We start from the raw sequence: 23645 nt of genomic DNA, 5'->3' as shown, positions 1-23645 counted from the left end.
CCTTTGAAAAACTGAATTAAGCCCTTGGTGGCTGTAAAATTGAAGAAGTAAAGTCTTTTTCTGTACCATTTTGGTAGAAAAAGTCTTGGGTAGAAATGTAGTATGAGATAATATTTACATCTACAAATTTGAAATCTATTGTATTAATATGACAACATTGACAAATACAAAAAGGAGAGCATAAGTCTAAACCTTGATGTTGATGATCATTGTTTGTTGCTTGTAAATTTTCTGTTTTAACCTCATTATCAAGCGCATCATAATCTTCGCAAGGTGCTAAATTAAGTGCAAAAATATATATCGATAATATGAAGGTTAAATATTTCATTTTAGCAAAGATATAAATTAATTAATGCAATGGTTGTGCAAAGAGTAAAAGGGTGTTTTGATTTTTTTATGAGATTAATTTAATTAATAGTTATGATTATATATACATTAAACTTGTAAATTGTGCTACGAATTGATATTTAAAAATTATAAGTAAATCCAACCAAATAACCTTTATCATCACTATTAAAAGTAAATTCCATATGTTCTTGTTGATATTCTGTTGTGAAGAGCAAATTACTACCAACACCAATTGCTGCACCTGCTAAAATATCTAAAATATCGTGTTTTTTTGAATCGATTCTACTAGCTGCTGTGAAACCAGCAAGTAAATAAGAGGGTATTGCATATTTAAATCCATATCTTCTATGAACAAAGCCTGCACTATGAAATGTTGTAGAAGTATGGCCTGAAGGAAAAGAGTTGTCATTACTCATATCTGGTCTTTGCTTATTAATACCTAACTTTAAGCCATAGGTAACAGCACTTGTAGCCAAAAACCCTTTTGTAAATTGCCAAGCTCCTTTTTTGTCACCAATTATAAACGTAGACCCTAAAGTAGCTAATGGTAAAGTAATTAATATTGCATCACCAATTTTTTGTGTGGTTCCTATTTGTGGTTTGGTAATACTTGTGTTTTGAGCCGAAAGTGAAGGTAAAGTAGTAAATAATACAATAAAGATTGCTATTAAATTTTTTGAACTTTTATTTTTCATATCTCTTGAATATATATTATGGTTTATAAAAGTAAACCTAGATTCTAAAGAAATTTTAAAGTGATTTTTTTTAAAAACAAAGTCTCAAAACAAAATTTGTTTTGAGACTTTGCCAATTCAAACTAACCAACTTTATGAAAAAATCAATTTAATCTTTGTCTTCATTATCTTCTGTTTTTACTTCTTGTTTTACAATTTTACCATTTGTGTCAATTGCAACTTCCATTTCAGTATCACCTTTTTCTATGTCAAACTCATAAACCATTCCTTTAGCAGTTTCAGAAATTTCTGATTCTTCCATTTCATAACCTGGAAACGCATTTTCTAATGCTTTCATAATGTTTTTAGGAACCTCTTTTTCTTTAATTTCGTGTTCTGTTTCTTGCCAAGTACCATCAGATAGAAAGTTTGCAGAATATTCTATCCTATTCATTTTAAACTCTGCTTCCCATTCTTTTTCATTTTCTTTTTCCCATTTTACTTTTTTAACGGTTGGGAATTTCTTTGCAAAAGCATCTTTAACTTTTTGTGGTGCTTTATCTTCTCCAGAAGTAAAAGCAAATAATATGATTACTATAAAGGCACTCATAATAATTTTTAATGTTTTCATCTTTTCTTTTTTATAATTATTGATACTATAAATTTAGAGCTCAATTCTAAAGATGATTTTAAGGAAATCTAAAGGAAATTTCAATTAACATTATTTTAATAAAAAAGACGAACCTATTTAAAGATTCGTCTTTTTGTTTTACTATGATATGCACTTACTCATTATCACCTTCACCATCTTTCTTTACTTCTTTCTTTGTAATAGTACCTTGTGGATTTATGGCTACTTCCATTTTAGAATCTTCTTTTTCAATTAAAAACTCATAAACAATACCATCTTTAGTTGTAGAAAGTTCCATTTCATCTATTTCATATTCACTGAAATTAGATTTTAAAACCCCCATAACGAATTCAGGTATTTCTGTTTCTTCTATCTCATATTCTGTCTCAACCCAAGTACCATTTTGCATAAAATTAGAGGAATGTTCTTTACCATCGATTTTAAATTCGGCTTCCCATTCTTTATCAGATTCTTTTTCCCATTCTACATCTGTTGCTGTTGGAAATTTAGCAATAAAAGCATCTGCAACTTGTTTTGGAGCAACTTCTTCTTTATCACAGCTTGTAAAAGCTAATAATATTGATAAAACTGTAAATAGTGTAATTTTTTTCATTTTTTAATTAGTTTAAAAATTAGTTTATAAATTTATTATTGAAATCTAAAGAGGTTTTAAAGAGGTTTAAGGTTTATCAATTTTAGATTTTTCTTGGTATTGTTTATGCGATATATAAATCAAAATACATATTAAAAGTATAGAAATAATAGAGGCAGGTAAAGTACCTAAATCTAAACCTCCTTTACTGATTGGTTTTGTAAGAAAATCGCCAAATGTTGCCCCAAAAGGACGTGTAAAAACAAAGGCAATCCAAAAAAGTAAAATCTGATTTAATTTAGTGAAATAGTGTAATAAAATTACAAGTACAATAATTGAAGCAGTTACTAAAGCACCCATTAAATAACTTAATCCAATTTGGTCACTCAAATAATCTCCAAAAGCAGTTCCTAAACTATTAGAAAATAAAACAGCAGACCAAAAAAGAAATTCTTTCCTTTTGCTGCTTATAGGATAAACTTCAAGATTTTTAAATTTTACAAACCAAAATAGTAAAATAGATATAAGACCTGTTGTTAAAAGTAAACTACCATAGGTATAACCAAGACCTAAACTTCTATCTATAAAATCTGATATTTCTGTGCCAAGTGTTGTTGTAGCAATAATAACTAACCAAAAATAGAGTGGAACATATTTTTTTGAATACAATTGAATGGCCAAAACAATACCAAAGAATACAAGTGTTATAAGAATGCCAATTGTATAACCAAGACCAAGTGTTTGTGCAATAAAGTCGCCCAAAGTTTCACCTAATGTAGTAGCCACAATTTTCATTATCCAGAAAAGAATTGTTATTTCTGCAACTTTATTTATTGTTTGATTTTTCACAATTACTTATTTATAATTGATCTATAATTTGTAGAAATATTTGATTCCAATAACCAGTATGTAAATAGGTGCTTTTATCACCAAAACGAACGATTATAATTTCTTCTTCTGGATACACATATAAATACTGGCCATATAAGCCAATGGCAAAAAAGCTACCATATTTAAGTGGTCCAATACCCCAATTGTTATGATAAAAATGCTTGTTGTTTCCTGTAGGGTGAGGGCTTGTAGATTTTTTAACCCATTCTTTAGATACAATTTGCTCTCCTTTCCAGTTTCCGTCGTTTAAGTATAAACGTGCAAATTTTGCAAAATCTTTTGTAGTTGCTTGTAAACAACAAAATACTTTTTCAATTCCTTTTTCATCATCTCTATCTAAACTCCATTCAGCAGGAGCTTCCATTCCTAATTTTTTCCAAATTCTTTCTTGCAGATAATTTGAAACAGAATTGTTTGTAATTTTTTCAATAATAAGCGCTAATAACATTGTGTTTTCACTACTGTATTTAAAAACTTTACCTGGTGCGTATTCAATTTCTACGTTTAAAATACGGTCTCTTAAATTTTCTCCCCAATAAAATTCTACGTTATCAGAAAAAAGGTCAAATTTATTATCACTAAAAGCTATACCAGAAGTATGATGCAATAAATGTCTCACTTTAATTTTATTAAAGCCTACCTTGTTTTTAAATTCTGGTAAATAATCTACTAAATAATCTTCTACACTTTTAATTTTACCTTCATCAATAGCAATCCCTATCAAAGTTGATAGAATTGGTTTAACAACTGAAAAGCTGGAAACTTTAGTCGTATCTGAATAGTTTCTTTGATAATTTTCATAGAGGATAGTATCTTTTCTTATAATCATAAAAGAAACTGTTTTGTGCAATTTCACAAAACTATCTAAACTTACGTTTGTAGCATTAAAATCTTTATTTATTAAACCTATTTTTTTTCCTAAACCATATTCTTTTGAAGGTTTAATAAAATTAAAAATAGTGTCACTATTTTTTACAGCTCTACTTGGAAATCTTTTATAACTTTTTTGCGTTGGAATAGCGCCATATCTAATTGGTCTTAATGAAGAACAACTACTTAAGATTATAATTGAAATAATAAAAAATAAAAATTTGTTCTTCATAATTATCACTTTAAATAAAAGAAAAGTTAAACAACAATATTTTTTAATTGTATCTGACAAGAGGAGGAGTTATTATAATCAACCAAAATCACACTCTTACATTTACAGAGTTTAAAATAAATTACTTTTAGTTATATAATTACAATTAATAAAAATTTAATATTCGTTCTACTTTAAGTATATTTTCTTGCTTACCAGATGTTAATGTATCTTTTCCGTAAGTTGTTCTAAAATGATGCTTTTTTAAAAAATCTAAATTTAGTTTGTGCCACTCTAAATCACTCACTTTATAATCACAAAATAGTTCCCATTCTTTTCGTAGCAGTAATTTTCTATAAAAGAAATGTGAGTTACTTATGTGAAAAACATCTGCATCGCATAATATTTCAGCAAGTTTAGAAGTAGGGCATTGCGGCATTTTTGTAGCATCTATACAGTTGCAAATTTTATCAATAAAATCAATATTAAATTCTTGAGTTTTTAAAAATGCAGTTGCAATTAACTTGCTTTCTTCTTCGTGACCTTTGTATGTTACAGAAAATCCAGTGTCGTGAAACCAAGCAGCAATTATTAACATATCTGTTTCTTGTTGATTGATATTCATAGCTACACATAAATATTTTACATTTTGCACAACTTCAATGGTGTGTTGCAAATTATGAAAGGGCAATTTGTTACAGCTTGAATTTGACAGCAAATTTGTACAATATTCAGCAACGTTGTTAATGATTATTTTAGTCTGCATTTTCTATGATTTGAATTACAATAATCTCACCTCTATAGTGATACTTAGTAAATGTACTATTGAAATCTAAAGATTATTTAAAGAGGATTTTTAGAACTTATATTTCATTCCTATTCTAATAATCTGTGTTTCGTAATAATTTTCATACAAAGCTGTAAATCCTTCTCCATTGATTCGTTGTCTTAATCCAAAATTATTTAATAAATCACTTGCTGATAATGTGATTTCTCCTTTTTTATTCCAGATAGATTTCTTTAAACCTAAATCTAAAGAAGAGCGTGCTAATTCTTCTCCTTGTGGGATATTTCTTTTAGAATAATACAATCCTGTAACCTGTGCTTCAATATCTAATGGAAGTATAAACGAGTTTGTAATTTTAAAATCGCCAGTAGTATTTTCTGTTTTTTCAATTTGAAAAGTTCGTACTGTTGGAAACAATAAAGTTCCTTGAAAAGCATTGATGTTATTTTGATAGACATTTGTACTGGCTGTTAATTTCCAATTTTCTGTAATATCTTGACTGAATAATAATTCGATTCCTGTATTGGTGCTTTCACCTGTATTTTGATAAATTTTATTTACAATATCGTAATCTGGATTGCTATTATCTACGCTAAAAATACGTTGATAAGCACCTGATATTTGTCTATAATAAATTGCTGAAAATAAAGAACCTGAACCCCAATTATAACGATGTGCAGCTTCTACACTATTTGTAAATTGTGGACGTAAATAAGGGTTTCCTACTTTTAATAATTCAGGATCATCATATTTTGGAAAAACACGTAATTCTGGTTCTCCTGGTCTGTCAATTCTTCTATTGTAAAATAATGAAAGTTTGTTTTTGTCATTCATTTTATACGTAAAACGTACACTTGGAAACAATTCAAAATAATCGTACGCATCATTAGTCGCATAATATATATTTGCAGGATCTAACTCATACGAAACTTCTGTTTGTTCTGCTCTTAAACCTGCTTCCAAATCAAAACGTTCTTTTTCTAATAAATAATTACCGTAGAAAGCATATAAGTTTTCTTTCCATTTAGAGAAATCTCCTAAATTTGGATAAATAATAGATTCGTTTCCTCTATTAATCGTATAATCTACTGGTAAGTTCCTAAATCTTGCTTTTGCGCCAAATTCTAAACGTCCGTTACTCAACGCTCGTGTGTAATCTGTAGACAAACTTGTGGTGTGTTCTATGGCAAGAATATTTGTCATATCTCTACCAATTCTTATTGCAGAACTATCATTTAAAAAATAACTTTCGTCTTCTAAACCTCTTGTATATTGTGCGTTTGCAGAAATTGAATGACCTGCTTCTTCAAAATTATGTTTATAGTTTACAGCCACATTTATATGACTTGTTATTTCTTCTTCTTTCCAAGTATAAAAACGATTACGTGTATTGTTATTAAGATTTATAAAAGCTACTTGTGAGGTATCTATGTGTTTTTCTCTGTCATACATTGCAGAAATTGTAATTGCATCATTTTCACTCAATTCCCAATCAATTCCTCCTGTAATTATAGAACGAAACTGCCTTCTGTTTTCTGGAACTTGTGAAATTATATTTCTACCATCATCATAATTTCTAGTTGTAAACTCGTTATTTGGTAACGCTTCTTGGATGATAAATTCCGACTGTAAAAAATAGTTTAGATTTTTAGTTCTGTAGTTTAGGTTTAAACTCGGGATTAATTTTGGGTTCAAAGCATAACTCCCCAAATCTGTTGGAGTATCTTCTTTTCTTTTTGATAAAACTCCAATTCCTGAAGAAAAACCAACAGTACCATTTAAACCCGTTTGTTTTTCTTTTTTGTAGATAATATTTACAATTCCTGCAAAACCATTGGCATCATATTTTGCTGAAGGATTATTTATAATTTCAATACGTTCTATGTTTGATGCAGGAATATTGCTCAATCCTTTTTGATTTCCAAAACCGGTTAAACTCGATTGTTTACCATCAATTAAAACCACCACTTTATCACTTCCACGCAACACTACTTTTCCATCTTGATCGAAAGCAACACCAGGCATTGTTTTCATTGCATCTAAAACAGAACCGCCAGATTGCGCAATATTGTCTGATAAACTAAACGATTTTTTATCTAAAGCAGCATTTACTGTAGCCCTTTTTGTAGCAATTGTAATTTCGTCTAAAGATTCTGCTGCTGCTTTTAATTCTATTTTCCCTAAATCGAAAATAGGGTTTAATCCGCCAGAATTAATGTTTCTCTTTACAGTTTTGAAACCTATGTATGAAATATTTACAACGTACTTCCCTGTAGCAAGATTTTTAATTTCAAAGCGTCCATTATCATCAGAAATTGTACCAGTAATTATTTTATTAGTAGTTTCATCATTCACAGAAATAGTAACAAAGGGTAAAGTTTCTTTTGTTTCTTGTTCTATTACTTGACCTGTAATAGTAATTGTTTTTTGTGCATTTACAAATAGCGTAAATAACAATAACATTGTTGTAAAGGTATATTTAAACATTAGATATTTTTTATTTCTCAAAAGTAATATTGAAATCTAAAGTTATTTTAAAGAAGGTATTTTAAAACTAAAAATTAATTTTGAAATTCTATTGAAAAAATATGATGATTCGCTTCGAATTTATAAGAGATTTTAAATTGATACAAATCACATATTTTTTTAACAATTGCCAAACCTAAACCTGTAGAATTATTTTTATTAGATTCCTTGTAAAAACGATTAAATAATTTTTCTGGGTGTACTAGTGTCTTTTTTCCAACATTAGAAACTATTAAAGAGGTTTTAGTAGAAACAATTGTTATTTTATCTTCTTTATTACTGTATTTAATAGCATTAGAAAATAAATTATTCATTAAAACATCTGCTAAAAAAGCATCCATAGAAACTAATAACACATCACTAGAAGTATATTTGATGGTATTAATATTCAATTCTTTGTAGCTGTTTACTTTTTCGTAGATTAAATCTGAGAGGTTTATTGGAGTTACATTTGTGTATTGCTTATTATCAATTTTAGTAAGAATAGTAATTCGTTTATTTAGCTGTTTTAAACGTTGAATGTCTTTTTGTATGGACGTTATTTGCTCAAATTGTTTGTCATTTATTTGGTGTTCATTGATAATATTATCAATTTTTGCCTGAATAATCGCCAAAGGTGTTTGCATTTCGTGAGAAACATCTTCTGTAAATTGTTTTAGATTTTCGTAATCTGCTTTTACTTTTCCTGTTAAGGTTTCAATTTCAGTTTTTAATTCAGAAAACTCTAAAACATCACTTTCTATTAATTGAATAGGTGCTGATGAAGTTAAAGAGAATTGTTTCATTTGCTCTAAATTTTTAAAAAATGGTTTCCATAAATTCAAATTTCTTTTAGTGTTAAAGTAAAATAAGATTAGAAAAACTAATAAAAAGACAATGAAATTTGAGATTACAATAGCAATTAAAATATTTTCAGATTCTACAACTAAATTACGAATTGTAATTTGGTAATTTTCTCCATTAATATTTTTAAAGGAAGAAAGTTCTCTGAACAATTCCATTTCATCTTGTGATGGGTCGTAAATAATTGTATCTTTTAAAACTTGACTTTTTAATAAATCAACTTTTTTAATTTCAGTAACTGGTGGCAGTGAGAATTGAATTTCGTTATTCTCTAAAGCAAAAACAACTCTTGCTTCTGTAGAGTACAAACCTTCTTCAACTTCATTTTGTAGTAAAATTCTTGTGTAAAAATATAAGATGGTTGAGCTTAAAATAATCAAAATAAAACCAATTAAGAGAAAGGTTTTAGATGTTTTTTTAATAAGTTTTGTTTTCTTTGACACGTTTTAATCTTCTATAAATTTGTAACCACTACCATAAGCTGTTTTTATATATTTTGCGCCTTCAGCAGTTATTTTTTTTCTTAAATTATTGATATGTACATAGATAAAATCAAAGTTATCGAGTAAGTCGCTATCATCTCCCCAAAGATGTTCTGCAATAATTTCTTTTGATAAAACACGCCCTTTATTAGAAATAAAAAATACTAATAAATCGTATTCTTTTCTGGTTAACCCAATAGCTTTATCATCGATATAAGCTGTTCTGGATTTTGTATCAATTTTAATTTCATTGAAAACCATTATTTCATCTCCACCATATTTCCCTCTTCGTAGAACAGCTTTAATTCTAGAATTTAATTCCGCTAAATGAAATGGTTTTGTAATATAATCATCTGCACCTAAATCTAATCCTTCTAACTTATCCGTTAAAGAATTGTTTGCAGAAATAATTATTACACCTGCTCTTTTTTTCTCTTTTTTAATCGTTTTTAAAACATCAAGACCACTTCCAGAAATTAAATTAATATCTAAAATTATAACATCATAATCATAAATAGCTGCTTTTTCTGAAGCTTCTTCAAAGTTAGAGGCAACTTCACATATATTACCATCTATTTGTAAATACTTTACAATAGATTGTTGTAAGTCAATTTCGTCTTCTGCTATTAAATATTTCATATTTGATAAATTTAAAGATTTAAAATTAGGAATCAAATCTAAATTTAGCCTAAAGATAAACTGTTAGGTAAAAAGAAATTTTTTAGTTGCAGTTTCTTTTTACCTAACAGTAATAATTTTCTATTTATTGATTCATTTCCATAGAATGATCATATTTGCAACAACCAGGTAAGCCTTTGTAAGCATCTAAATCACCCTCCACTTTTTCGGTATCATATCCTGAAGCTGCAATAGCTTTGTGAATTGTCATTGCATCTGTTTTGGTATCATCAAAAGAAACAGCAATCTTCTTTTTATCGACATCCCAATTGGCACTTGCAACACCTTCAACACTGTTAGCGGCTTTTTCAATAGTACTTTTACACATACCACAATTACCTCTTACACCAAAAGAAAGGTCTGTCATTGCTATTTCTTTTGAAACTTCCGTTGTGGTTGTTTCTGTTTCTTTTTTGGTTTCGTTTTTACAACTTGTAAAAACTACTGCTGCTATTACAGCTACACCTAAAATTACTTTCTTCATTTTTTTTAAAAATTTAATTGTTATTACTTGATTTATTATTATTCTATTACTTGTTTTACTTCACCACAGGTTAGCATGGCGCTACCAAAATATGGATTGATTACTTTTTCTTCTTTACTCAACCAATACGCTCCTTTATTATTATCACCCATTGGACAAAATTCCACATACACTTTTTCATTGACACTAAACAGTTGTACAGCATTTATTAAATGTGATGATAGGTGTTTGAAATGGTCTCTTTGTTCTTTTATATCTGACGTTTTAGAAATAGCTGTTGCAGAAGATTGTATGTCGCCTACTAATGACATCCAATGTGCGTGAGCATTATTGTCTGATAATAATTTCATATCAACTTTACCTAAATTGTCTAATAAACTTGTTGCATTAACTGAAGTAATTTTTGAATCTTCTTTTACTAAAGCATTTTTTAAATTGATATAGTTATTGTAAACAACTTTTAATTGTTCTTGAAATTTCCCTGATACTTGCAATCGTTCATTCATATTAGTATGGTTACTTTCTTTTTTTGATGCATTATTATCCATTCCTAAATGTCCTTCGTGACCTGTCATTACTTTACCACCTTCCTTATTCATCATTGATTTTTTGCCTTGTAATTGAGCTGCTGCATCAACCGTAAATGTGCCGTTAGTCACGATTTCATTTCCAATAAATAAACCTTCTAAAACTTCATATTCATTACCAATTTGATTCCCTAAAACAACTTCACGCATTTCAAAAACGGTTTGGTCTGGACTGGTTTTTAAATAGACAACAGAACGTTCTCCTGTCCAAAGTACAGCAGATGCTGGAATTGTTAATACCTCATCATTATTACTTGCAACTCTTTCAATATTAGCGGTTACAAACATTCCTGGTTTAAATACATCGTTTTTGTTATTTAGCACCACACGTAAGGTTACTGTTCTTGTTTTAGTATTTAAAATTGGTTCAATGAAATCTACTTTCCCTTTAAATTCCTTATTAGTATAAGCATTTGTAGTCACTAAAACTTCTTGTCCCTTTTTAAATAAATCGATTTGATTTTCATAGACATCAAAGTTTGCCCAAACCGTATTGAGGTTTGCAATTTTAAGCAATGGTTGACCTTGTTTGATGTAGTCGCCTTGTTCTACTAATTTTTCGGTAACTGTTCCTGAAACGGTTGCATAAACTGGAAAGTTTTCTTTTACTTTTTGAGTTTCTTCAATCTGAATGATTTGATTTTCAGATAGCTTCCACAACTTCAATTTATTACGAACCGCCTTGTACAATGCAGGTTGTGATTCCTTTAAAGAAGATGCTGTAATTAACTCTTGTTGTGCCGCATACAATTCTGGCGAATAAATGGTTGCTAGTAATTGACCTTTACGAACTTCTTCTCCTGTAAAACTGATATTCAAACGTTCTATTCTACCCGAAAAATAACTGACTTGTACTGCATTAGCTTCTTCATTTTCAGCAATTTTACCAGATAATTTAAGGGTGTTGCCATCAACATTTTCATTACCGACTATGGTTGTTTGGATATTGGCTAATGCTATCGCATTTTCAGTTAACTTGAATTGGTCTGCTAACAGGCCATCACTTCCACTTTCGGCAGGAATTAAATCCATCCCACAAATAGGACAATCACCTGGTTCTGGTTGCATAATTTGTGGATGCATTGAACAGGTCCACATTTGATTGGTTTCTGAAACTTCATTGTGATTATGTTCTGTCTTTTTGTTTGATGAACTACCAAAAAGCAACCAACCCAAGAGCAAACCTACTGCGAGTAAGCCTACGTATATGACTATTTTGTTATTTTTCATTTTCTAATCGTTTTATCATTGCTTTCATTTCTTCTATTTCTTTTTTCTGTGCTTTAACAATATCCTCTGCTAATTGTTTAACTTCTGGGTCTTTTATATCCGCTCTTTCACTTGTTAATATTGCGATGGAATGGTGCGGTATCATTGCTTTCATCCAAAGGACATCACCAATAATTGGTGCTTGTGTTCTTACTAATCCTAATGCACTTACAAAGAGAATAAAACTACCTGCAAGTATTGCTATATTCTTTTTTTTGTCGTTATACATTTTTCGCATAAAAAACCACATTATGACTGCCATTGTTGAAATACCCAAACACGTCATATAGAAACGTGTTAAGCTAAACCATACGTGGTCTATGGAATATGTATTTAAATACATTGTGATGTACATTGCTACAAATGATGAGCCTAACATCAAAAAGAATTTAGTATAATTGCTCATACCTTTATTATCGTTGTTTGTGTGTTCTTGTGTGTTCATAATATTTTGATTTTAATGATTAAACTTTAATTGTTCTTAATCGTAGTGCATTACCTATAACCGAAACAGAGCTAAAACTCATTGCTAAAGCTGCTATCATTGGCGATAATAAAATGCCAAAAAATGGGAATAATACACCTGCTGCAATAGGTACACCTAATGTGTTATAAATAAGTGCAAAAAATAGATTTTGCTTTATGTTTTTCATTACGGAATGACTTAAGTTTTTAGCCTTTACTATGCCGTGTAAATCACCTTTTACTAAAGTTATCATAGCACTTTCAATAGCTACAGAGGTACCTGTCCCCATTGCAATACCCACATCACTTTTTGCCAATGCTGGTGCATCATTAATACCATCACCTGCCATAGCAACTACTTTGCCCTTTTCTTGCAGTTTTTCTACTTCTTTGAGTTTATCTTCTGGTAGCATACTGGCTTTGAAATCTGCCAAATTAAGTTCTGAAGCTACTGCTTGTGCTGTATCGTGATTATCTCCTGTAAGCATTATAACATCAATGCCTTTATCTTGAAGTACTTTAATAGCCTTGGCACTTGTTTCTTTTATTTTATCCCCTATAACCACATAGCCGACAACGGTTTCATCTAATGATAAATAAGAAACTGTTTTACCCTGTTTTTGATAAGATTTAGCTTCGTTTTTCATTTTAGAAGTAATATCTGCTTTGGCATATTCCATCATTTTAGGATTTCCTAATGCTATTTTTTTATCATTTATTATCGCTTCAACACCTTTTCCTGTGACAGCACTAAAGTTTTCAGATTTTATTATTTCAGCGTTATGTTCCTTACCATATTTAACTGTCGCTTCTGCCAAAGGATGTTCGCTATTGGTATTTAATGAAACGATGTATTGTAATACCTCTTTTTCATTTAAAATATCACTAAAAGCTCCTATTGTTTCTACCGTTGGTTTTCCTTCTGTAATTGTACCCGTTTTATCGACTATAAGTGTATCTACCTTGTCCATTTTTTCGAGAGCTTCGGCATTTTTAATCAATACACCATTTTGAGCACCTTTACCCACACCAACCATTACAGACATTGGTGTTGCTAAACCTAAAGCACAAGGACACGCAATGATTAGTACTGCAATTGCATTCACAAACGCATACACATAAACTGGTTGTGGACCCCAAATTGCCCAAACAATAAATGTGATAATAGAAATAAGAACTACAACTGGCACAAAATAACCTGATACCTTATCTGCTAAATTCTGAATAGGTGCGCGACTTCTACTGGCATCATTAACCATATGAATGATTTGTGAGAGTAACGTATCACTTCCTACTTTTTCCGCTTTCATCAAAAAGGATTGATTGCCATTAATGGTTCCGCTACTAACTTTATCATCTTGAGATTTGTTTACAGGAATAGGTTCTCCCGTAATCATAGATTCATCAATAGTTGTTTCGCCTTCTGTTATCACACCATCTACAGGAATTTTATCGCCTGGTTTTACTTTTAGAATATCTTTTAATTCTATTTCATCGATACTGACTTCAATTTCTTCACCATCTACAATTTTAATGGCTTTATTAGGTGCTAATTTTAGTAATTCTTTTACTGCGGAATTGGTTTTACTGTGTGCTCGCGCTTCTAACAACTGTCCTAAAAGCACCAAGGTTAGAATAACCGTTGCTGCTTCAAAATAGACGTGTACTGCACCTGATTCAGTTTTAAACTGTGCTGGAAACACATCTGGAAATAACATCCCAAACAAACTAAATAACCAAGCCACACCTGCACCGATTCCAATAAGTGTGAACATATTGAGATTCCACGTTTTTATACTTCTATAAGCACGTTCAAAGAACATCCAAGTCGCATAAAATACAACTGGAATAGATAATGCAAGCTGAATCCAATTCCAATATTTCTGTTCCATTATATCGTACAATGGATTGTTATTGAGCATTTCGCTCATAGCCATTAAGAATATTGGTAATGTGAATACAGTTGCTATCCAAAACTTCTTCAATAATTTTTTATAGGTCTTTTCTTCTGCTGAAACATCTGGTTGCATTGGTACTAAATCCATACCGCAAATAGGGCACGAACCTGCTTCATCTTTTACGATTTCTGGATGCATTGGACACGTCCATTGTTCTGTTGTAGCTGATGATAGATTTTGTTCTTCGACCAAATCCATTCCGCAAACAGGACAATCTCCTGCTTTATCATAAGTTTTATCTCCTTCGCAATGCATAGGACAATAAAATGTACCTGTACCTTTGCCTTTTGATGTTTTTTCTGTTTTATCTTCTAAATGGTGATGATGTTCATCTTGTTTATGAATACTGTATCTCCCACCATCATTTTTTAAGGCTTCTTGAAATGTTTCTATAGGAGTATGCGATTCCATTTCGATTGTAGCTTCTGCCTTTTCTAAATTGACTGTTGCTTTTGAAACACCTTCCACTTTAGAAAGTGTTTCTTCTACGTGACTGCGACAACCGTTGCAAGTCATTCCGTGTATATGATATGTGTGTTTCATTGTTTTTGTTTTTTAATTAAAATCTTACCAAAAGTCCGCCACCCCAACCATATCGGTTGTTATAGTTGCCTTGTATTGAAAAATTTCGTGATAAAATATAAGAGGCTCCAACTAACCATTGGGTTTCACCTTCGTATGAACTATTATTTTCTAAATCATTTACCCATCCAAAATCTGCTCTGTATTCATATTCACCTTCAATAAAAACTCTTGGAAATAATAAAAGTTCCCTATCCAAACGTATTCTTGGGCGCAGTTGGTGGTCCAAACTAACATCTACATTAAATCTATAGGGTGTAAAATATTTAACACCAACTAATCCTACGGTATTAAACTCATCATACGAATTTGGGATTTCGGTTTCAGTATTTACACCTGCATACACGCGCACCCAATCATTTAAGTATCGGTTATAATTTACTTCTACTTCAGCATTTTGGTCATAGTCAAATTCGGCACGCAAGCCAAATTCATTTCTAATATTACTGGACATAAGGTTTAGTTCTGTGAAATTAGAACCTGCACGAGCTCTTCCCCAAGAATAATAATGGTCTGTTTCATTGATGAGTTTTTGAACTGGATAGGCTTCCATTCTTTCATCCCTTGGGGTGTCATAACTAAATACTCTTGCCATTCCACCCATCATATGATATAATACATGACAATGAAAAAACCAATCGCCATATTCTTCGTTGTAAAATTCAATAATCACTTTTTGCATTGGTGGCACATTGACCGTATGTTTTAAAGGCGAACGTTCTCCATTTTCATTAATAACCCTGAAATAATGACCGTGAAGATGCATTGGATGGTGCATCATTGTTAAGTTATTTAAGGTTATTCTGGTTACTTCTCCACCTTTAATTTTAATCTTATCGGTTTCAGATAACGGCACACCATTTATACTCCAAACGTAGCGTTGCATATTACCTGTTAGATTGAGTAATATGTCATTTACAGGTATGTCTGATTTATAAGTAGTATTTTCTTTTGCCTTTAAAAAATCATAGTTGAAATAAGTTTTACGTGTATTATAATCAAACGAAGTAGAGTCCTTCTGCATCATATACATATTATGGTTCATTGGCATAGAATCCTTTTTTATATCCATCTTTTTGTCCATTACCATTTGCATATGATTATCATTCATATTCATAGGTTTTTGGTCGTCCTTTTTCATACTCATTTGGTTATTCATCTTACCATCTTTCATATCCATTTGCATTCCATACCTTTTCATTAAAGCTTTAGGCGTGTTTTTCTTTTGATTTCCTGCCATTGCAGGTGCTCCCATTTTCATATCCATTTTAGCCATTTGCTTCATCATCGCAACTTTGTCTGGTCTATCTACTACAGTTGCTGGAAAAAGTTTGCCACTTCCTAAACGAATGGATGTACTGCCAGAGCCATCTTGTGCTGTTGCTGTTACTTCCAATGTACCGTTAGGAATAGTTACTATAACATCATAGGTTTCTGCAATACCAAAGAGAAATCTACTTTTATTGACTGGTGTTACATCAACACCATCACTAGAAACAATTGTTGGATTACCTTCTCCAAAATCCATCCAATAATAAGTCGATGCAGAAGCGTTGATAAAACGAAGTCTTACTTTTTCTCCAGGTTTAAACTCTGGATATTGCGCCATTTTTTTACCATTTGAAAGAAAAGCAGGATAGTAAACATCTGCAATATCTGCACCTTCCATTCTATCACGCCAAAATTTAAATTGCGCGCCTAATGCACCTTCTTTTACAACTCTACTTAACGGTACTGCTGTTCCTTTTTTAACTTGATACCATTCGTTACCTCTTTTAAGGTTACGAAGCACATTCATTGGTTTTTCATTTGTCCAATCCGAAAGCACTACGACTAAATCTGTATCATATTCCAATGTTTTTTCTTTAGGCTGAATAACAATTGAGCCATATACTCCTTTCTGTTCTTGTAACATGGTATGGGAATGATACCAATATGTACCAGATTGATTGATAGGGATTCTGTATTGAAATGTTGTACCAGGTTTTATTGGTGGCGTTGTTAAATAGGGCACACCATCATAGAAATTAGGAAGAATTAATCCGTGCCAATGCACAGAGGTTTCTTCATCCATTTTATTGGTAACATTAATAATGGCGAGGTCTCCTACATTAAATTCTAAAACTGGCCCAGGAATCCTACCATTGATTGTCATACCTTTTGCAGTTACACCAGCAAGTGTCATTTCATTTTCTTCTATAGTGAGGTTATATTCTTTTATTTTCCTTCCTTCTTCATTTCTGTCCTCGCCATTAGTCCCTACTTGGGCAAATGCGATTGACGTTAGGAATAAAAAAAGTATTGTGTTTAATGTTTTCATTTTTTACTGAATTAAATAATTAATTATAACACTTTGAACATAGTAGGTCTTCACAGATTCTATTTGGTTCATTTGAAATTTTAGTTGCAATTCCTGAATATCCAAAACATCATTAAAATCTATGGTTCCTGTTTCGTAGCTTTTGATTAAAATATCTTCTGCATCTTTGGCTTGTTTTAAGTTCTTGGTTTGAGTCTCATAACTTATTCTTGTCGAAATACGCTCATTAATTGCTTTACTTAAAAGCGTTTCTAAAGTGTTTAATCGTTCTTGTTTTTGAGCTGTTATTTCTTGCTGTTCTAACTCATTTTGCTTAGTTTGAGATTTATATTTTTTATTAAAAATTGGTATGGACACCGAAACCATAGGCATTACAATATCTTTACCGTTATCAGAGAAATTCATATCTGGTCTTTCAGAAACATTGATATAATCCAAACCGAAACCAATCATTGGACTGCTTTCTTTTTGGTTTAATAATTCGGATTGCTCTACCGACTGATAAAGTTTATCGAATTTTAGTAATTCAGGGTGTAATGCTAAATTTTCAGAATTAATTTCAAAGTCTTCTGAAGGCATCATTAAACTATCTACCACAGTAACAGCAGTATCATTTTTCCTGTTCAAAAGATTATTCAAGTTAGTTTGTTTTGCTAAAAACTGTTGACTTAAAACATCTTTTAGTTGTTGCATTTCGTTTTGACGCATTTGCAATCGCAATACATCTACAGCTGAAGCTTTACCAACTTCAACCGATGTTAGTGCTAATGTTTCATAGGTCTCCAATAGTTTAATGTTTTCTGTTAGCACCTCTTGTTTCGCTTTGTTAGCGTATAAATTATAATAGGATTGTGATACAGAAGCCATCAATTTTCGCTTTGCAATAACAATGTCCTCATATTTTGCATCGGCTAACGAACTCACATAATTTTCTCTTGATGTAATTGTACCAAACCACGGTAACATTTGTTTAGCCGATACTTTAAATCGTTGCGCTCCTGTTCGGGTTTCTGGTTCGCTTACAAAGTAACCTACACCAAATTCGGTATTAGGAATGGTATTGACTTCGTTTATCTTTTCGGAAACTCTTTTGTACTGCAACTCAAATTTTTGAATTTCTGGATTGTTATTTAATGCTATATCAATAAGTGTTTCTAATTCTTGTGCATTAGAAACACTAAAAGCTAATAAACCTATGAGTGTATAAATTATTCTTTTCATTTGTTTGCTCTTTTTAATTTAAACTCTTCTCTCCAGCTATATAATACTGGTACAATAAAATAAGAGGTAATGTCTATTACCATGCCTCCAAATATTGGAATTGCCATAGGTATCATAATATCACTTCCTTTTCCTGTGGATGTCAATACTGGCAACAGCGCCAAAATGGTAGTTACCGTAGTCATTAAACACGGACGAATACGTTTTTCGGCTGCTTGTAAAGCGGAAGTTCTAATGCTTTTTTTATCCGAAGGTTTTTCTCGCTCAAAAGTTTGCGTGAGGTATGTTGCCATAACGACACCATCATCTGTAGCAATACCGAATAAGGCTATGAAACCTACCCAAACCGCCACACTTAAATTGATGGTTTTCATATTGAAAAGGTCTCGCATATTTTCTCCAAACAAACTAAAATTGAAAAACCAATCTTGACCGTAAAGCCATAGCATAATAAAACCCCCTGCAAATGCAACCGTTATTCCCGTAAATACCATTAGTGAAGTGGCAACAGATTTGAACTGGAAATACAGAATCAAGAAAATAATAGCAAGTGCTAATGGAACGACAACTGATAAAGTTTTTTCAGCTCGCAACTGATTTTCATAAGTTCCCGTAAATTTATAACTGATGCCTTTAGGAACCGTTAATTCTCCTGCATCTATTTTCTGTTGAAACAACGCTTGTGCATTTTCAACAACATCAACTTCTGCAAACCCATCTAATTTATCAAACAATACATAACCGACTAAAAAGGTATCCTCACTTTTAATGACTTGTGGACCTTGCTCATACCGAATAGTCGCTAACTCACTTAATGGAACAGGACTTCCTTTTTCAACAGGAATATAAATACCTTTTATATCTTCTGGATTACCACGCAGCTCTCTTGGATAACGTACTCTAACAGCATAACGCTCTCTACCTTCAACCGTTTGCGTTAAAGCCATACCACCTATTGCAACCTTTAGCACGTTTTGCACATCTTCAATTGACACACCATAACGTGCTATTTTTTCTCTATCAATATCAATGAGCAAATACGGTTTACCAACAATTCTATCTGCAAAAACAGCTTCAACCTTAACACCTTCTGCCTGTTTTAAAAGACTTTCTAATTGCAAACCAAAAGCTTCAATTTGTTTTAAATCTTGTCCTTTCACTTTTATTCCCATTGGTGCTCGCATACCTGTTTGAAGCATGACTAATCTGGTTTCTATGGGTTGTAATTTTGGTGCGGAAGTAACGCCTGGTAATTTGGTAACTCGTACGATTTCATTCCAAATATCGTCTGGTGATTGTATTTCTGGCCGCCAATTACGGTAGTATTCTCCATTATCGTATTCAATTAGTTGAGACCTTTCAACTATGCTCAAAGTAGCATTTTTAGTATTATTTGGATTTGCCATAAAACCACCATCTTTCAATTCAAATAACCCATCCTCATTTACTTTGTAACGTTGCCTTTTTCCTTCGGAATTTCGCATATATTCAGATTCGTACTGAATCATATTTTCATACATCGACAAAGGTGCTGGGTCTAAAGCCGATTCTGTTCGACCAGCTTTTCCAACTACAGTTTCAATTTCTGGAATAGTAGCTACTGCCATATCTAATTGTTGAAGCACTCTTTTGTTTTCTTCAACACCAGAATGTGGTAATGAGGTTGGCATTAATAAAAATGAACCTTCATTTAAAGATGGCATAAATTCTTTTCCAGTATTGTTCATTATCCAAATACCAGAAATAAGCACGGTAGTTGGTATCATTAAAAACAAAAGTTTGTTTGCTAAAGCCCAATTTAAAATCTGTCCATAATACCTTCTGAAAATTGAAAATATCCCTAAAATTCCGAAGCAAATGATAGCGACAAAAATTAAGTTGATGAAGATACTTCTGTCAAAACCTAGCGGTCTCCAATATTCAGCAAGTAAGAATACAATAGCAGCACAAGAAATGATGATATTAACAAGATTGCTATTCTTTTTGTTCAGTTTTCCCGAAACTCCCAATAAACCTGTGACACCAAAAGCAATTAAAATTATCCCTAACCAATATCCAATACCTACAATTGCGATTCCAGAAATTATTAAAGCACCATTTAAAATATGCTTAAAAGAATTTTTAAGTGATGTTTTTCTGAATAAATAAGCTGCAAATGGTGGAATTAAAAACAATGCAATAACCAAAGATGCTGATAACGCCATCGTTTTGGTAAAAGCAAGTGGTCTAAATAGTTTTCCTTCTGCACCAATCATTGTAAACACAGGAACAAAACTGATAATTGTGGTTAATACCGCAGTTAAAATCGCTCCAGAAACTTCGGCTGTGGCATTATAAACCACTTCATTTGTAGTTAACTCTGTACCGTCTTCTCGTAATCGTAATTTGTCATCATCGAGATGGCGAATCATATTTTCTGCGAGAATGACGCCTACATCTACCATAGTTCCAATAGCAATAGCAATACCAGAAAGTGCTACAATATTGGCGTCTACGTTAAACAGTTTCATCGTAACAAAAACCATTAAGACTGCAACAGGCAACAATCCAGAAATTAAAATAGAAGCTCTTAAATTGAAAACCATAACAATAATAACCAAAATGGTAATTAATATTTCTAGTGTCAATGCTTCATTAAGCGTGTCTAATGTTTCTTCAATAAGCTCGGTACGGTCATAGAAGGGAACGACTGTTAATTGAGATGTTCGTCCATCTGCCAATACTTTTGAAGGTAATCCACCTTTCAGTTCCTCAATTTGCGCCTTTACATTGTTAATAACCTCCATTGGATTAGCACCATATCTTGCCACTACAACACCACCAACAACTTCCGCACCTTCCTTATCCAATAAACCTCTTCGTGTTGCTGGACCTAATGATACTTTACCTATGTCTTTAATTTTAATTGAGGTAAAATCTTCTGATGTCACTACAGCATTTTCAATATCTTCAACAGATTTCACATAACCCAAACCACGCACTAAATATTCAGCTTGATTGATTTCTAAAGTCTGCGCACCAATATCTTGATTGCTACTTTTAACCGCTTTTACAATCTGGTTTAAGCTAATGCTATATTGACGCATCAATTCTGGATTAACATCTACTTGATATTCTTGAACATAACCACCAATAGAAGCAACTTCAGAAACACCGCTTGCACTAGATAAAGCATATTTTACGTAGTAATCTTGAATGCTACGCAGTTCGTGTAAATCCCAACCACCAGTCACGTTTCCTTTTTCATCACGACCTTCAAGTGTGTACCAGAATATTTGTCCTAATCCTGTTGCATCTGGACCCAAAGCAGGATTAACACCTTCAGGTAATAATCCACTTGGTAATGAGTTTAGTTTTTCTAGAATACGACTACGACTCCAATAGAATTCTACATCTTCTTCGAAAATGATATAGATACTTGAAAACCCAAACATAGAAGAACTACGAATGGTTTTTACTCCTGGAATACCGAGTAAAGAAGTCGTTAATGGATAAGTGATTTGGTCTTCTATATCTTGTGGCGAACGACCATCCCACTTTGTAAATACAATTTGTTGATTTTCTCCGATATCTGGAATGGCATCAACAGCCACAGGATTACTTGGTAAAAATCCTGTATCCCAATTGAAAGGTGCGTTTACAGTTCCCCATCCTATAAATAGGAAAAGTAATAGAACTGCTACTAGTTTATTTTCTATTAAAAATTTTATACTTTTATTTATCATTTTTTTGATAATTAAACAATTAGACTATGGTGTTTGAAAAAAACACCGAATACAGCAAATTATCCTTATAACTATGCAGTTATAGGATAAAACGGTCTATTGTTTAAAAATCAAATTAAATAACTCTCGTCAATCTTGTAGATTTGATTCGTGACGATGGGCGGGGCGTATTCTTCAAAAGAAGATACATTTTTATCTAAACCTTCAAATAGGTTTACATAAGAATAAATGAATGAAGCAATAAATACTTTTTGCTCAAAAGAAATTTTATCTACTGAAGATTGAAGTTCATCTTGAGCATTTTTTACAATTTGTTGATCACTGCAACAATCTATTTTTAAACTGGAACAATCAGACAAAGAAGATATGTTTTGAATTTCCATACCACAAGAAGTGGCTTTTTCAAAAATAGCTGTATCCACAAGGGTATCACCACAAAAATGTTTTGTGATAGCAAATGATGTTGTAGAAAACAAAACTACAAACGACATTAAAACAGCCAATATTTTATGAGAAAGTTCTTTCATTCCGAATACAAATGTACAATAATGTAATAAAAAAAGTTGAATTTTATGTTAAAATAAAAAAAAAAAATAACTCACTTGGTTTAACTATTTATTGATTTTGAGATTTTTTTCATAATGAATGGATTTTCTAATTTGAAGGCTAATAAACCTCTTCAAAGCCTTAGACATAAACAATAATTATGTCTAAACTAAGTAAAAAACAGTTTTTAGAAAACTACAGCTCCTTTCCAGAATTCCATAAAAAAATATTAAAGCAAGGTGGAATAGAATGGAAACAATTAATTAAACATCCACAAGATTATTATGCAGCAGATAGCGGATCTGTTCCTGGAATGATTTATTATAAGGATACTGTAGCTTTTGCAAAAAGGCATCATTTATCAATATTACAAATTCTAGATGACTTTGAAAATGAATGTGGAAAGCTTGATAATAAACCAAGTCCACAAGATGAGATTAAATATTTTAATTGGCTTTCATGGTTCGCTTGGGAATCTATGATGAGTGAAGTAGTCGCTTTTGTAGAAAATAGTAATTAAAAAAAAAAGATGCAACTTTTGTTGTATCTTTTTGTTGTTGTTTATGTATTCTATTAAATACTTGTTAATAATATTTTAGATTAATGTATAGGGTTGTGAGGGGGTACAGTCAATAATATCAAAGGTCATAGTTTTTTTTTTTTCTTGGTAATGACTCGGTAATGTGGTGAATAATTTTGATAAGAGTTTAGAGAGCCTCCCGTTAAAAAGTACTTTTTCTGATTTATCAAATCTGTAGGTCTAGTGCTCCTAGTAGTACAAGAATGATGGAAGATAGTAAAAGGTATTTAAGTAATATTTTTTGATGTTTATCTGACTGTGGGGCAGAGGGTAAACCTGGTAATCGTGGTAAACATCAACAGTGGTAGGGGTTTAGGGAGATTTGATAGTGGTAAGCGATTGGTAAGGTAGGTAATGAGTAATAAAAAACCACCT

19 protein-coding genes are annotated in these 23645 nt (G+C 31.5%); 1 reads left to right on the top strand and 18 read right to left on the bottom strand.

The annotated features are described in order from the left end of the window. Positions 1 to 16 precede the first annotated feature (16 nt). The 18 genes from KI686_RS05065 to KI686_RS04980 all read right to left on the bottom strand — a co-directional run bounded on the left by KI686_RS05065 (position 17) and on the right by KI686_RS04980 (position 22671). Positions 17 to 328 carry a DUF6660 family protein gene (locus KI686_RS05065; protein WP_237588177.1) on the bottom strand — a complete coding sequence of 104 codons (312 nt, stop codon included), beginning with the start codon at positions 326 to 328 and terminating at the stop codon, positions 17 to 19. 139 nt (positions 329 to 467) lie between these two features. Further along, positions 468 to 1043 (bottom strand): phosphatase PAP2 family protein, encoded by a 576-nt coding sequence (locus KI686_RS05060; RefSeq protein WP_237588176.1) that lies wholly within the window; start codon positions 1041 to 1043, stop codon positions 468 to 470. Between the two features lie 148 nt (positions 1044 to 1191). After that, on the bottom strand, positions 1192 to 1653 hold the full coding sequence (locus KI686_RS05055; RefSeq protein WP_237588175.1) for a PepSY-like domain-containing protein: 462 nt from the start codon (positions 1651 to 1653) through the stop codon (positions 1192 to 1194). 154 nt (positions 1654 to 1807) lie between these two features. Further along, on the bottom strand, positions 1808 to 2266 hold the full coding sequence (locus tag KI686_RS05050) for a PepSY-like domain-containing protein (protein WP_237588174.1): 459 nt from the start codon (positions 2264 to 2266) through the stop codon (positions 1808 to 1810). Between the two features lie 66 nt (positions 2267 to 2332). Then, a complete protein-coding gene (locus KI686_RS05045) occupies positions 2333 to 3094 on the bottom strand; it encodes a COG4705 family protein (RefSeq protein ID WP_237588173.1) in 762 nt (253 codons plus the stop codon). Between the two features lie 10 nt (positions 3095 to 3104). Continuing rightward, positions 3105 to 4238 carry a serine hydrolase domain-containing protein gene (locus KI686_RS05040; RefSeq protein WP_237588172.1) on the bottom strand — a complete coding sequence of 378 codons (1134 nt, stop codon included), beginning with the start codon at positions 4236 to 4238 and terminating at the stop codon, positions 3105 to 3107. A 145-nt stretch (positions 4239 to 4383) separates the two neighbouring features. Further along, a complete protein-coding gene (locus KI686_RS05035; RefSeq protein ID WP_237588171.1) occupies positions 4384 to 4893 on the bottom strand; it encodes an HD domain-containing protein in 510 nt (169 codons plus the stop codon). Positions 4894 to 5073: 180 nt separating this feature from the next. Further along, on the bottom strand, positions 5074 to 7491 hold the full coding sequence (locus KI686_RS05030; RefSeq protein WP_237588170.1) for a TonB-dependent receptor: 2418 nt from the start codon (positions 7489 to 7491) through the stop codon (positions 5074 to 5076). A gap of 74 nt (positions 7492 to 7565) precedes the next feature. Continuing rightward, positions 7566 to 8816, bottom strand: a complete 1251-nt coding sequence (locus KI686_RS05025; RefSeq protein WP_497801187.1) for a sensor histidine kinase — start codon at positions 8814 to 8816, stop codon at positions 7566 to 7568. A 3-nt stretch (positions 8817 to 8819) separates the two neighbouring features. After that, on the bottom strand, positions 8820 to 9494 hold the full coding sequence (locus KI686_RS05020; RefSeq protein WP_237588168.1) for a response regulator transcription factor: 675 nt from the start codon (positions 9492 to 9494) through the stop codon (positions 8820 to 8822). Between the two features lie 124 nt (positions 9495 to 9618). Further along, complete coding sequence (locus tag KI686_RS05015) at positions 9619 to 10017, bottom strand: heavy-metal-associated domain-containing protein (protein WP_237588167.1); 399 nt, start codon at positions 10015 to 10017, stop codon at positions 9619 to 9621. A 38-nt stretch (positions 10018 to 10055) separates the two neighbouring features. Next, a complete protein-coding gene (locus tag KI686_RS05010) occupies positions 10056 to 11834 on the bottom strand; it encodes an efflux RND transporter periplasmic adaptor subunit (RefSeq protein ID WP_237588166.1) in 1779 nt (592 codons plus the stop codon). Continuing rightward, positions 11824 to 12318, bottom strand: coding sequence for a DUF305 domain-containing protein (locus KI686_RS05005; protein ID WP_237588165.1), 495 nt, complete (start codon positions 12316 to 12318; stop codon positions 11824 to 11826). Before KI686_RS05005 ends, KI686_RS05010 begins: the two co-directional genes overlap by 11 nt. A gap of 19 nt (positions 12319 to 12337) precedes the next feature. Further along, positions 12338 to 14839, bottom strand: a complete 2502-nt coding sequence (locus KI686_RS05000) for a heavy metal translocating P-type ATPase (protein WP_237588164.1) — start codon at positions 14837 to 14839, stop codon at positions 12338 to 12340. A gap of 16 nt (positions 14840 to 14855) precedes the next feature. Beyond that, the gene (locus KI686_RS04995; RefSeq protein WP_237588163.1) at positions 14856 to 17198 is read right to left on the bottom strand and encodes a multicopper oxidase domain-containing protein; all 2343 of its coding nucleotides are present in this window, start codon (positions 17196 to 17198) and stop codon (positions 14856 to 14858) included. 3 nt (positions 17199 to 17201) lie between these two features. Next, positions 17202 to 18419 carry a TolC family protein gene (locus tag KI686_RS04990; protein WP_237588162.1) on the bottom strand — a complete coding sequence of 406 codons (1218 nt, stop codon included), beginning with the start codon at positions 18417 to 18419 and terminating at the stop codon, positions 17202 to 17204. Beyond that, positions 18416 to 22144: an efflux RND transporter permease subunit gene (locus KI686_RS04985; protein ID WP_237588161.1), complete on the bottom strand. Its 3729-nt coding sequence runs from the start codon at positions 22142 to 22144 to the stop codon at positions 18416 to 18418. The genes KI686_RS04990 and KI686_RS04985 overlap by 4 nt, the downstream gene beginning before the upstream one ends. A gap of 110 nt (positions 22145 to 22254) precedes the next feature. Further along, positions 22255 to 22671: an HYC_CC_PP family protein gene (locus KI686_RS04980; RefSeq protein WP_438617002.1), complete on the bottom strand. Its 417-nt coding sequence runs from the start codon at positions 22669 to 22671 to the stop codon at positions 22255 to 22257. A gap of 179 nt (positions 22672 to 22850) precedes the next feature. Between KI686_RS04980 and KI686_RS04975 the strand changes: the two genes are divergently transcribed. After that, positions 22851 to 23210: a DUF7222 domain-containing protein gene (locus KI686_RS04975; protein ID WP_237588159.1), complete on the top strand. Its 360-nt coding sequence runs from the start codon at positions 22851 to 22853 to the stop codon at positions 23208 to 23210. Positions 23211 to 23645: the final 435 nt, after the last annotated feature.

This window comes from Polaribacter sargassicola (genome assembly GCF_021991835.1).
In the GTDB taxonomy this organism is placed as follows: Bacteria; Bacteroidota; Bacteroidia; order Flavobacteriales; family Flavobacteriaceae; genus Polaribacter; species Polaribacter sargassicola.
The sequence above is the reverse complement of the archived record's forward strand: the minus strand, read 5'-3'. Positions and strand labels throughout refer to the sequence as shown.